11 protein-coding genes and 1 other annotated feature are annotated in these 12,251 nt (G+C 57.9%); of the genes, 6 read left to right on the plus strand and 5 right to left on the minus strand.

Going from position 1 to position 12,251, the window contains the following annotated elements:
* The first annotated feature begins 110 nt into the window (after positions 1 to 110).
* A complete protein-coding gene (locus ABWQ15_RS01605; protein WP_353907072.1) occupies positions 111 to 1,238 on the plus strand; it encodes a hypothetical protein in 1,128 nt (375 codons plus the stop codon).
* Here ABWQ15_RS01605 and ABWQ15_RS01610 read toward each other — a convergent pair.
* On the minus strand, positions 1,204 to 2,043 hold the full coding sequence (locus ABWQ15_RS01610) for a DUF368 domain-containing protein (RefSeq protein WP_353907073.1): 840 nt from the start codon (positions 2,041 to 2,043) through the stop codon (positions 1,204 to 1,206). The two genes, ABWQ15_RS01605 and ABWQ15_RS01610, sit on opposite strands and share 35 nt — an antisense overlap.
* Positions 2,044 to 2,265: 222 nt before the next feature.
* Positions 2,266 to 2,510 (plus strand) — a binding site (T-box leader).
* Between the two features lie 64 nt (positions 2,511 to 2,574).
* Between ABWQ15_RS01610 and ABWQ15_RS01615 the strand changes: the two genes are divergently transcribed.
* The 4 genes from ABWQ15_RS01615 to ABWQ15_RS01630 all read left to right on the plus strand — a co-directional run bounded on the left by ABWQ15_RS01615 (position 2,575) and on the right by ABWQ15_RS01630 (position 5,940).
* Positions 2,575 to 3,579 carry a methionine ABC transporter ATP-binding protein gene (locus ABWQ15_RS01615; RefSeq protein ID WP_353907091.1) on the plus strand — a complete coding sequence of 335 codons (1,005 nt, stop codon included), beginning with the start codon at positions 2,575 to 2,577 and terminating at the stop codon, positions 3,577 to 3,579.
* Positions 3,572 to 4,255, plus strand: coding sequence for a methionine ABC transporter permease (locus ABWQ15_RS01620; RefSeq protein ID WP_353907074.1), 684 nt, complete (start codon positions 3,572 to 3,574; stop codon positions 4,253 to 4,255). The genes ABWQ15_RS01615 and ABWQ15_RS01620 overlap by 8 nt, the downstream gene beginning before the upstream one ends.
* A 176-nt stretch (positions 4,256 to 4,431) precedes the next feature.
* The gene (locus tag ABWQ15_RS01625) at positions 4,432 to 5,295 is read left to right on the plus strand and encodes a MetQ/NlpA family ABC transporter substrate-binding protein (RefSeq protein WP_353907075.1); all 864 of its coding nucleotides are present in this window, start codon (positions 4,432 to 4,434) and stop codon (positions 5,293 to 5,295) included.
* 249 nt (positions 5,296 to 5,544) lie between these two features.
* Positions 5,545 to 5,940 carry a thioesterase family protein gene (locus ABWQ15_RS01630; protein ID WP_353907076.1) on the plus strand — a complete coding sequence of 132 codons (396 nt, stop codon included), beginning with the start codon at positions 5,545 to 5,547 and terminating at the stop codon, positions 5,938 to 5,940.
* 146 nt (positions 5,941 to 6,086) lie between these two features.
* On the opposite strand, the gene ABWQ15_RS01635 is transcribed toward ABWQ15_RS01630, so the two are convergent.
* The 3 genes from ABWQ15_RS01635 to ABWQ15_RS01645 all read right to left on the minus strand — a co-directional run bounded on the left by ABWQ15_RS01635 (position 6,087) and on the right by ABWQ15_RS01645 (position 9,854).
* On the minus strand, positions 6,087 to 6,425 hold the full coding sequence (locus ABWQ15_RS01635; protein ID WP_353907077.1) for a histidine triad nucleotide-binding protein: 339 nt from the start codon (positions 6,423 to 6,425) through the stop codon (positions 6,087 to 6,089).
* A gap of 110 nt (positions 6,426 to 6,535) precedes the next feature.
* The gene (gene alaS / locus ABWQ15_RS01640; protein WP_353907078.1) at positions 6,536 to 9,187 is read right to left on the minus strand and encodes an alanine--tRNA ligase; all 2,652 of its coding nucleotides are present in this window, start codon (positions 9,185 to 9,187) and stop codon (positions 6,536 to 6,538) included.
* A 472-nt stretch (positions 9,188 to 9,659) separates the two neighbouring features.
* Positions 9,660 to 9,854 carry a DUF951 domain-containing protein gene (locus ABWQ15_RS01645; protein ID WP_353907079.1) on the minus strand — a complete coding sequence of 65 codons (195 nt, stop codon included), beginning with the start codon at positions 9,852 to 9,854 and terminating at the stop codon, positions 9,660 to 9,662.
* Between the two features lie 95 nt (positions 9,855 to 9,949).
* Between ABWQ15_RS01645 and ABWQ15_RS01650 the strand changes: the two genes are divergently transcribed.
* Positions 9,950 to 10,885 (plus strand): S1 RNA-binding domain-containing protein, encoded by a 936-nt coding sequence (locus ABWQ15_RS01650; RefSeq protein ID WP_353907080.1) that lies wholly within the window; start codon positions 9,950 to 9,952, stop codon positions 10,883 to 10,885.
* Here the strand turns inward: ABWQ15_RS01650 and ABWQ15_RS01655 are convergent.
* Positions 10,866 to 12,140: a replication-associated recombination protein A gene (locus ABWQ15_RS01655; RefSeq protein ID WP_353907092.1), complete on the minus strand. Its 1,275-nt coding sequence runs from the start codon at positions 12,138 to 12,140 to the stop codon at positions 10,866 to 10,868. The genes ABWQ15_RS01650 and ABWQ15_RS01655 overlap by 20 nt on opposite strands.
* Between the last annotated feature and the right edge of the window lie 111 nt (positions 12,141 to 12,251).

Consider the following 12,251-nt stretch of genomic DNA (forward strand, 5'->3'; position numbering starts at 1 on the left):
TGCATTTCCGCAAAGAAGACCCGGTCCAGTCGTGGCCCTTTCAATGGACACTTTTTGCCGCAGGCCAGCGGTCACTGAAAACCGCTCGGTGGTATATGGGAGGGAATTTGATGGCAGTCATGCACCACACATCTGAATTTTTACTGGACCAGTGTGCCCGCTACCCGGAGCTCCGGCCGCAGGACCTGCTGAAAGCCCTGCGCCAGGGTACATTTGGCTGCGGGAATTCCCCTGTGGACGAGGTGGAGAGACTACAATCACTCCGCGAGAAAGCCGGCGTTTCTCTCTATGCGCCAACCGGCCCGGAGATCGAGCCGCTGGACGACGATTACTGCCGGGTCCATCTGCAATACCTGCGATGCAGCACGCTGAGCATCAAAACCCTGTTTCATCTGTCTGCCCTCTCCGCTAGGGAGCCATCCGACGACGACTGGGATGCGCTGGCGGACCGTCTTGCCTGTCTGCTGGCTCTGGCAGAAGAGGGAAAGCTCCCCTTTTCCCCGGGTGAGACGGAGGATGCCGTGAAATGCTGGAGTGCGGCCGGATACCCCGCCTGCCGCCACTCGGAAGAGTTTTATCGGGCTTATGCTCCGGCCTACTGCGTTGTGCGGCGGGAATATGCCCGTCTGCTGCCGCTGCTGGCAAGGATCGACCGTCTTCTGGCGGAAAAATCCCGGATCATCGTTGCGCTGGAAGGCGGCAGCGCCGCCGGGAAATCCTCTGCGGCGGCCCTGCTGGAAAAAATTTATGATTGCAGCATCTTTCACATGGACGACTTTTTCCTTCGTCCGGAACAACGGACAAAGGCCCGGCTGACGGAGCCGGGCGGGAACGTGGATTGGGAGCGATTTCGAGAAGAGGTGCTGTCGCCCCTGACCTGCGGCGAAACCGTCCGATACCGCCGCTACAACTGCCATACCCAGACCGTTGAGGCGCCGAAGACCATCGTTCCCCGGGCGCTGAACATTGTGGAGGGCGTGTACTCCATGCGTCCGGAGCTGGCTTCGGCTTATGATCTGTCCGTATTTCTCTCTGTATCTCCCAAATTGCAGCATATTCGCATTGAAAAACGGAACGACCCGGATATGCAGGCCATGTTCTTTGTTCTTTGGATTCCCCTTGAAAATTCCTATTTTGATGCGCTGGATGTTCGCGGCCGCTGCGATTTGATTCTGGAGTCAGACGTAGACTGTCCCGGCAGAATCAAAAGCCCTGCGTCCGCCGGTCCAGCCCACTGAGGGAAAAAGCCAGCAGGAAACTCACTGCGGCGCATACCGCAGAAAGGACAACCTCCCCCGCCCCTGCGTACTCTACGGGGATGATCACCATGGTAGAGGCAATCACAACGCCCAGAATCCCATGAAACGCAGCGGAATAATGTTTTTGGAACACCCAGTTCACCAGCCTAGCCAAAAGCAGCACCGTCAGCACCATCCCCGGAAGCGTGGAGAGCAGGACGGAGAGATTCATTTCAGACAGCCCCCGCACGATGGGCTGATAAAGATCCAGCGCCATCAGCACCGAGGACGTCGCAAGTCCCGGGACCACGATGCCCAGGCCAAACAGCGCCCCGCAGAGCGTAAAGGACCAGAAGCTCGGCTCCAGATGGACGGAGAGGACACGGCTGACATAGAACAGCCCCGCGAAAATTGCTCCCGCGCAAAGAAACAGACTGACCCAGGAAGCCCTGCTCCGTCCCTCCTTCCCCGCCTCACGGTAAAGGGACGGCACCGTCCCCACGATCAGGCCGATGAACGCCCAGGTAGTCACCGACGCGGACACATTCAGCGCCGCCGAAATACCCTTTGCAAAACCAAAAAATCCAATGGCCCCGCCCAGGCCCAAAGCCGGTATGAGCCGCCAGTATTTTGGCAGGGCCCTTTTCGGGTGCGTCAGCATCTCCATAAACGGGCGGTACAAATCGAACGCCACCGCCAGCACTCCGCCGGACACACCTGGCAAAATGGCTCCCGCTCCGATCAGGATACCGCAAAGAAAGTCCCGCAGGCAGCGCATCATGAAATTATGGTTTTGTTTCCGCACGCGGCCCGCCTCCGTTTCACATGGAAAGTCTCATAGGTAATATAGCAGTTCTGCCCTGAATTTTCAATTCGATTCCCCGGTTCTTCTCTCTTTTCGTCAACTTCCTACATTTTTCGTCATTCTGTATAGTTTTAGCTTGAAAGTTCAGCTAATTTATAAGTTATTTTTCCTGTTGACAAAACGCCGGAATTTTCGTAAACTTTACCATAACAACTGAATACCGCAAAGACGATGAAGGAAAGAGTAAGCTGACAGATACGTCGCAGAGAGCCTCGGTTGGTGAGAAGAGGTACGGAAGGGTCTGCTGAACATGGTTCCGGAGTTGCGTGACCGACCGCTTATGCGCAGGTCACGACGGGAGCGCCCGTCAAAGCGCAGGAGTGTGCTTGCACTCTCAAAGGCCGCTTCCGCGAGGAAGCGTGCGAAACAAGGTGGTACCGCGGCGTTTTTTTACGTTCGTCCTTGATGCATTTGCATCGAGGGCGCTTTTTGTTGCCCAATTTACTGCAAAGGAGCGTTTTTACTGTGTCCATGATCGAAATCGAACATCTGACCAAGACCTTTCCCGGGTCCAATACGGTCACGGCGCTGGACGATGTGAGTCTGAATATTGAAAGCGGCGAAATCTTCGGTATTATCGGCCTTTCCGGCGCGGGAAAATCCACGCTTGTGCGGTGCATGAACCTGCTGGAGCGGCCCACCTCCGGTCTTGTCCGGGTAAACGGTGCGGAACTGACAAAGCTGCCGGAAAAGAAGCTGCGGAAGGTTCGCCAGTCAATCGGAATGATTTTTCAGGGCTTCAACCTGCTCTATCAGCGCACGGCGCTGGATAACGTCTGCTTTCCGCTGGAGCTTTCCGGCATGAGCCGGAGCGAGGCCCGGAAAAAAGCCCTTCCCTTTTTGAAGCTGGTGGGGCTGGAGGAGCGTGAAAATGCCTATCCCGTCCAACTCTCCGGCGGGCAGAAGCAACGGGTGGCCATCGCCCGGACGCTGGTGACAGACCCGAAGGTGATTCTCTGCGACGAGGCCACCTCCGCTCTGGACCCCACCACCACCCAGTCCATTCTGGCCCTGCTGAAGGAGCTGAATGAGAAGCTGGTAGTCACCGTGGTGGTCATCACCCACGAGATGAAGGTCGTGGAGCAGATCTGCGACCGGGTCGCCATTATCGCCGACAGCCACATTGTGGAGCAGGGCGCAGTGGCGGACGTGTTCCACCATCCCAAGACCGCGGCAGCCCGGCAGTTGATTACCCCAAAGGGCGCCATATCTGAAAAGAGCCGGATCCACGGTCCGCTGTACCGGATCACCTTCGACGGCAACACCTCCGACCAGCCGGTGGTCTCCGGCATGGTGCTCTCCAGCGGCGCTCCGGTGAATATCTGGTACGCCGACACGAAGGACATCGACGGCAAAGCCCATGGGCAGATGCTTCTGGAATTGCCCAAAGACCCGGCGCAGGTTCAAAAGATGCTGGCGTTTCTAAAAAGTCAGCATGTCACTTACGAAAAGGAGGAGGCCGAATACTATGGCTGAAATCTTTACCTCCGCATTTTGGGCGCAGTATGGTTCCCTTCTGGCAGCGGGTACCCGAGACACGCTGACCATGACCATCGTATCCACCGTCTTCGCCTATGCGCTGGGACTGCCTCTGGGCGTTCTTCTCAGCATCACCCAGCCACACGGCATCTTGCCCCGCAAGGGACTGAACCGGGTGCTTGGCTGGATCATCAACGTGGGCCGGTCCCTCCCCTTTATCATCCTGATGGTGGCCATTATGGATTTCACAAAGCTGCTGGTGGGCACCAAGATCGGCATCCGGGGTGCCATCGTCCCGCTGGTGATCTCCGCCGCTCCTTTTATCGCCCGGATGGTGGAAACCTCTCTGGCAGAGGTGGACGCCGGCGTGGTGGAGGCGGCCCAGGCCATGGGCGCTTCCCCGTTTCAGATTATCCGGAAGGTCTATCTGCCGGAGGCCCGGCCCTCTCTGCTGCTGGGCAGCTCCATTTCCATTATCACGATTCTGGCATACACCGCCATCGCCGGTGCGGTGGGAGCAGGCGGTCTGGGCGATCTGGCCATCCGATATGGCTATCAGCGCCGAGTTCCTTCCATGATGCTGGTCACGGTGGTCCTGATTATCATTCTGGTGCAGGTCATCCAATCTGTTTTCAGCTGGCTTTCGGCGAAGATCGACAAACGTCTGAAATAAGGGCTTTCTCCAGCCTCGGCAGAACACCTTGCTTGCTGAGCGGTTGGAACCCTAAAATAAATTTTTTTGTTTTTTTTTTTGACCCGTTATTTCAGCCGACGCGCGGCGGCTTGGAACACGGCCATTGAAATATAATTACTTCTACATTTATTTATTTATATTATTGGAGGAAAACCATGAAAAAGAAATTGCTTGCTCTGGCGCTGGCCTTTGGCCTGACCGCCTCTCTGGCCGCCTGCGGCTCTTCCGCCCCCGCAGCCTCCGGCTCTGCCGGTTCTGCTTCCGCGTCCGGTTCAGCCGCCGCTTCCAAGCCCGCCGAGACCGTGACTCTGAGAGTCGCCGCCTCTCCAACACCCCACGCTGAAATTCTGAACGCCGTGAAGGGTATTCTGGCCGAGCAGGGCATTGATCTGCAGGTCACCGAATACGACGACTACGTGGTTCCCAATACCGCCGTGGAGGAAGGGGACGAGGACGCCAACTACTTCCAGCATCTGCCCTATCTTGACAACTTCAACGCGGAGAACGGCACCCATCTGGTGAGTGCCGGAGGCATCCACATCGAGCCCATGGGCGTTTACGCAGGCAAGACCACCTCTTTGAAAGATCTGCCCGACGGCGCCACCATCGCTATCCCCAACGACGCCACCAACGAGGGCCGTGCGCTGCTGCTGCTGGAGGCTCAAGGACTCATCAAGCTGAAGGACAGCACCAATCTGGAGTCCACGCCCAACGATATTGCGAAAAACCCCAAGAACCTGACGTTCAAGGAGCTGGAAGCCGCCATGATCCCCAATACCGTCGAGGAGGTCGATCTGTCCGTCATCAATTGCAACTACGCGCTTCAGGCTGGCTTTAACCCTGTGAAGGACGCTTTGGCCATCGAAGACGCCAACTCCCCCTACGTGAACATCGTCGCCGTGAAGGAAGGCCATGAAAAAGATCCCGCCATCGTTGCGTTGGTGGCCGCGCTGCAATCCGAGACTGCACGGGAGTTCATCACCTCCACCTATAAGGGCGCTGTCGTCCCCGCATTCTAAGAGACACCCGGTACCGTATCCGGCAACCGCGCCCTCTTCGCCTTTGGCGGGGAGGGCGTGGTTTTACTTGCCGACAGGCCTTTTCCCGGACGTGGGAAATATAGACGCCGCAAGCGCTGAAATTTGTTCACTTGCAATACACTTTCATGAATATCGGGCGGATTTTTATGCTTTCTCCCCTTGTAAGGCCGGGCAGTTTTCCGTATAATAAAATGCAAAGGAATTTAAAACACAAAGGAGCGGACGGATATGGTAATAATTGGAGCAAGATGTCAGTTGGAGCAGGTGGTCACGGACGAGCTGACCGCCGCCGTGGTTGGGTCCGGCGCGCTGGCGGTGTTCGGCACGCCGTTTATGATCGCCATGATGGAAAACGCCGCCCTCACCTGCCTCCAGCAAGGGTTGGAGGAGGGCAAAGGCAGCGTGGGCATCCACATGGACGTGAGCCACGACGCCCCCACCCCCGTCGGCATGAAGGTCTGGGCGGAGGCGGAGATCACTGCCGTTTCCGATAATGGGAAACTTGTGGATTTCAAGGTGAAGGCCTGGGACGAAAAAGGCCCCATCGGCCAGGGCGTCCACACCCGCGCCATTATCGATAACGAACGGTTCCTGTCCAAGTGCAACGCCAAACTGGGCGGCTGATTTGAATCGTCCATTCCGTCTCCCGCAGAAATGCGCGGGAGATGGATTTCTACGGGAGGTATACTGCCCGGCACACCATATAGTTTAAAGACACCCCGGCCGCTGAAGCGGCCGGGGTGTCTTTAAACTTACGGACTTCGCGTCGATCAGCCCGGAGGCCAGGTCATATCCCGGCCGCTGAGCACGTGAAAATGCAGATGCGGCACGCTCTGCCCCGCCTGCTCTCCGATGTTGGAGACCACGCGATAGCTCTTGATCCCTTTTTCGGCGGTGATTTTGGCGATGACCTCAAAAATGTGGGCAACCACTCCGCTGTTGCTCCCTTCGATCTCCGACACGGACCCGATGTGGGTCTTCGGAATCACCAGAAAATGGGACGGCGCCTGCGGTGCAATATCGTTGAACGCATAACACACCTCATCTTCATACACCTTATCGCTGGGGATCTCTCCTGCGGCGATCTTGCAGAATAAGCAATCGGACATAAATTTTCCCCCTCTCCTAAAAATTCTGAATGAGTTTGATTCAGTCAAATGGATCATGCGCGTCTGGAGTGAGCGGCAGTCCCGCAACTCCGCATTCACCGCGCAGCGTTTTATTTCAGCTTTTCCGCCACAAAATCATCCACCTTAGCCAGCGCGTCATCCAGCTTCAAAAGGTCCTTGCCGCCGCCCATGGCGCAGTCAGGCTTACCGCCGCCGGAGCCGCCCGCGATACCGGACACCATCTTCACCAGCTCCCCCGCCTTGATGCCTTTGGCAATCGCCTCTTTGCCGCACACTGCCATGAAGGTGATCTTCTCCTCCGTGGCGCTGGCCAGAACCGCCACCACACTCGGCTCCTTGTCCCTCAGGAAATCGCCCATCTGCCGCAGAGCACCCGCGTCCGAACAGGGGCGGCTGTGCGTCACAACCTTCAAGCCGCCCACGGTCTTGGCGGACATCAAAAACTGCTGTGCGTCGCCCAAAGAGGCTTTTTCCTCAAATTTCTCCACCGTATGGCGTAGCTCCCGCATTTCGCTCATCATCTGCTCCGCGCGAGCCGCAAGATCGGCTGGGCTGGCCTTCATCATCTCCGCCACGCGGAACAGCAGCTCCTGATTGCAGCTCATAACCTCCAGAGAAGCCTTACCCACCGTGGCCTCGATCCGGCGCACGCCGGAGGCGATACCGGCTTCGGATTTGATCCGGAAGGGGCCGACCTTTGCGGTGTTGTCCAGATGGGTACCTCCGCAAAACTCCATGGAGACAGTCTCCTCACCCTCTCCCATGGAGACGACGCGGACGGTCTTGCCGTACTTCTCGCCGAAAATGGCGGTGGCGCCCAGCTTCTTCGCTTCCTCAATGGGCAGCTCCTGCGTAACAACCGGCAGGCCCGCCAGAATCTGATTATTCACAAGCCGGTCGATCTCGGTAAGCTCCGCCGGCGTGATGGCGGAGAAGTGGGTGAAGTCAAACCGCAGCCGGTCCGGCTCCACCAGAGAGCCAGCCTGATGGACGTGGTCGCCCAGGACCTTTTGCAGCGCCGCGTCCAGAAGGTGTGTGGCGCTGTGAGCGCGTCCGATGGCCTTGCGGCGGTCCGTGTCGATGGCGGCGGTGACGGTGTCTCCCATCTTCAACTCGCCGGTCTCCATCACGCCGTGATGCAGGAACTTACCCGCCTTGTCCTTCAGGACATTGTTTACGGCAAACACCGCGCCGTCCAGTGAGATTGTGCCGTGGTCGGCCACCTGACCGCCCATCTCCGCGTAAAACGGCGTCCTGTCCAGTACGAGGATGCCCTCTGCGCCCTTGACCATGGCGTCCCGCAGCTCTTCATCCACCACGATGGCCAACACCCTGCCCTCGTCCTTGCTGTGATCGTAACCGGTGAATGCGGTGGGCGTGGCGTCAAGGCCCAGATCAATTCCGGCCCAGGCCAAGTCGCCCAAGGCCTCCCGGGCCTTTCTGGCCCGGACGCGCTGCTGCTCCATCAGCTCGTCAAATCCAGCTTTGTCTACGCTCATGCCCTCTTCCTCCAGCATCTCCACCGTCAGGTCGATGGGAAAGCCGTAGGTATCGTAAAGCTTGAACGCATCCGCACCAGAGAAAACGGTCTCCCGGTTGCCCTTGTGAACCGCCAGAAGGTCCGTGTAAATGCCCATGCCCGCATCCAGCGTCTTGAGGAAATTCTCCTCCTCGGTCCGGACCACCTTGGTGATATAGGCCTCCTTCTGTTCCACGTCGGGGTAGGCCACCTTATTGACCTCCACCACCGTGGCCACCACCTTGTAAAGGAACTGCCCGTCCATTCCCAGCAGCTTTCCGTGCCGGGCGGCGCGGCGCAGCAGACGACGCAGAACGTAACCCCGGCCCTCGTTGCTGGGCAGCACACCGTCGCAGATCATCATGGCGGCGGCACGGATATGGTCCGTGATGACCCGCAGGGAAACGTCGGTCTTCGCGCTCTGCTCATAATGAGCCCCGGTGATTTCGCTGACCTTATTGGTGATGTGCATGACGGTGTCCACGTCGAACAGGGACGCCACGCCCTGACTCACCACAGCCAGACGCTCCAGTCCCATGCCGGTGTCAATGTTCTTGTTCTTCATCTCCTCGTAGTGGCCCTCGCCGTCGTTGACGAACTGGGAGAAGACGTTGTTCCATATCTCAATATACCGGTCGCACTCACAGCCCACGGTGCATCCGGGCTTGCCGCAGCCGTACTCCGGCCCGCGGTCATAATAAATCTCGGAGCAGGGACCGCAGGGTCCGGGGCCGTGCTCCCAGAAGTTGTCCTCTTTGCCGAAGCGGAAGATGCGCTCGGCGGGAATGCCCATGTCCTTGTTCCAGATCTCAAACGCCTCGTCGTCGTCCAAATAGATGGAGGGGTACAGCCGGTCCGGTTCTAACCCCACCACCTTGGTCAAAAACTCCCAGCTCATGGAAATGGCTTCCTTCTTGAAATAATCCGCGAAGGAAAAGTTTCCCAGCATTTCAAAATACGTGCCGTGGCGGGCAGTCTTTCCGATATTTTCGATATCGCCGGTGCGGATGCATTTCTGGCAGGTACACACCCGGTTCCGGGGCGGCTCCTCTTCCCGGGTGAACCAGGTCTTCATGGGCGCCATGCCGCTGTTGATCAGCAAGAGGCTTGCGTCGTTGTGGGGAATCAGGGAAAAGCTGGGCAGGCGCAGGTGGCCCTTGCCCTCAAAGTAGCTGAGGAACATCTCCCGCAGTTCGTTCAGCCCGTATACTGGATGTGACATCTTGTTATCCTCCGTCTTTCTCAAATTTGCAGTACAAAAAGAAAACGCCCCGCCCCGGCATAGGGGCGAAGCGACACTTCACGGTACCACCCTAATTATCCCCTCACGGGGCATCTTAAGCCATCCTGTATCGGGGATGATCCGCCCCGCTCAACGCGGGATGCTCGGGAGTGGCTGCTTTGCGGCGCTTACCAAGGGGCTTTCACCGTTTCCCCTCTCGCTTCGGCCCGTCCGCAAGGCTGGCTCTGTCATAGCATTTTCAGATTACTGCTTATTTTAACACTTTTTTTTACAATGTCAACGAGATTTTATAGTACGCGGCGGTTAAAATTCTGTCAGCTTCCGGTTGAATACGCTGCGCCCCAGCGATTTTCACATGTGTCTTACATCAAAAACGGCGTCACCAGTGACGCCAGCAGTGAAAACACCAGCAATCCGACGATGACAAGCGCCACAATACGGGTTCCCTTGTTCATTGGTTCTTTTCCTCCTCCGTCAGTATTTTTCGAATGCTCTTTTCCGCCCGGCTCCGTGGAAGCATCAGTTCATGCCCGCAGCCGAGACATTTCAGTTTGATATCCATCCCGACCCGCAGGACCTCCCAGCGTTTGCTGCCGCAAGGATGCTGCTTTTTCAGTTCCACATGGTCGTGAAGATGCAAGTCCATGAAATTCCTCCTGTCAATCCTCCGTCGCGAATCGCATATAGTAGCACAGATGCTGAATTTGATGCCGCGCTGCGCGGCGGATGGAGAGAGTTGCCATGCCGGAAAATAAAATTTATCTGCCGGAGGGCCTGCGCCCCTGCGTCCCTTTGACCCCCGCCTTGCTGCGGGATGCCCTGGAGCAAAACACGATTCTGGAAGCTCCCGTGGAACGGTGCGACGGGTCGCGGGCACTTCACATCTCACTGGACTCCATGGAGGGACTAATTCCCCGGGAGGAGGCGATCTCTCCATGGATCAGTGGCGCCAGCCGGGACATTGCGCTTTTGTCCTTGGTTGGCAAGCCAGTCTGCTTTACAGTCACAAGTCTCACCGCCGATGAAAAGGGCGCGCCACATGTTTTGCTCTCCCGCAGGGCCGTGCAGGAAAAGGCTCTGGAACACCTGCTGGAGGTTCTGAAACCAGGGATGCTCCTCACCTGCCGGGTCACCCACATGGAGTCCTTCGGCGCGTTCGTGGATATCGGCTGCGGAATCATCGCCATGCTGCCCATCGAGCGCATTTCCGTCTCCCGGCTCCCCCATCCGGCGGTGCGTTTCCGCACCGGGCAGAAAATTCTGGCTGCCGTGCTGTGCATTGACCGGGAGAATCGCCGGTTCACTATGACGCACCGGGAGCTGCTGGGCACCTGGATGGAAAATGCCAGCTACTTTTCTCCCGGCGAGACCGTACAGGGCATCGTCCGCTCCGTCCGGGAATACGGGGTCTTTGTGGAATTGGCCCCCAATCTCTCCGGCCTTGCCGACCCGAAAGATGGCGTGACGGAGGGGGACCGGGTCTCGGTCTATATCCGCTCCATACGACCGGAGCACATGAAGGTGAAGCTGCAGATCATTCAGAGACTGCCGCCCCTGCTCTACCCAGCGCCGCTGCGCTATCAGATCACAGACGGAAAGCTGGACCGCTGGGTCTACTCGCCTCCCGGCTATGAGAAGCCTCCCGTGGTAACGGATTTCAGCGGCTCCTGCCCGTAATCTCCTCCCAGTACCGCCGGGCGGCCTGTTCGGTCTTATTCTCTCCGTATTCGTAATACCGGGCATTTTTCAGTGCGTCGGGCAAATACTGCTGCTCCACCCAGTGGCTCGGGTAATCGTGGGGATACTTGTAATTTTGCCGGTTATCAAAGCCGGTGGTATCCGCGTGGACATTCTGGAGCTGGCGGGGAATATCACCCGTTCTCCCCGCTCTCAGATCGGCCCGGGCCGCGTTGATAGCGTCGTGGGCGGAGTTGGATTTCGGTGCGGTTGCCAGTAGGATCGCGGCTTCCGCCAGAGGAAGCTGCGCCTCCGGCAGCCCAAGCTGCACCGCTGCGTCCACGCAGGCCTTTGTCACCACTATTGCCATGGGATAGGCAAGACCGATATCCTCCGCCGCAATCACCAGCAGTCTCCGGCAGGGGGACAGCAGGTCGCCCGCCTCCAGCAGCCGCCCCAGATAGTGGACCGCCGCGTCCGGGTCGCTGCCCCGGATGGACTTTTGGAGGGCCGACAGAATGTCGTAGTGGGCGTCGCCCTCCCGGTCATAGCGCATGGCGCTGCGCTGTGATACCTGTGAAGCGTCCTCCCTTGTCAGCTTCAGCTTCCCGCTTTTGTTGGGCCGCGCGGACTGACAGAGGAGCTCCACCGCGTTGATGGCCTTGCGCACATCGCCGCCGCAGGCGGTGGCGATGTCCAGAGGCACGTCCTTTTCCCAGGAAAGGGGCAGTTCCTGCCGCATCTTCTCAATTTCCAGTGCCCGCTCCACGGCGGGCAGAACCTCTTCCGGAGAAACGGATTTGAACTCGAACACCGTGCTGCGGGAAAGCAGCGCGCCGTAGACGTAAAAATATGGGTTCTCCGTGGTGGATGCGATCAGTGTAATCTGTCCGTTTTCCATGAACTCCAACAGGCTTTGCTGCTGCTTTTTGTTGAAATACTGGATCTCATCCAGATACAGCAAAATGCCGCCGGGGGCCAGAAGAGTCCCCACGTTGGCAATAATATCCTTCACATCCTGTAAAGTAGCACTGGTTGCGTTCAGGCGATACAAGGTCTTTTGGGTCCTCTCGGCAATGATGTTGGCAACGGTGGTCTTGCCGGTCCCGGAGGGACCGTAAAACACCATGTTGGCGGAGGTTCCGCTCTCGACCAGGCGACGGAGCACCGCGCTGGGGGCTAAGAGGTGCTTTTGTCCCACCACTTCGTCCAATGTCCTGGGACGTATTTCATCTGCCAGTGGGCGCTGCTGCACGGTGTCTCCTCCCTTCCAAAGCCGCTGTGCGGCTCTGCTGCCGCTCACTTTCATAACATACCACACGTCGCGGTAAATTGCAAGATTTCCTACGGCAGCGGCGGGCAAATA

Origin of the sequence: Oscillibacter sp. (assembly GCF_040505565.1) — a bacterium.
In the GTDB taxonomy this organism is placed as follows: domain Bacteria; phylum Bacillota; class Clostridia; order Oscillospirales; family Oscillospiraceae; genus Oscillibacter.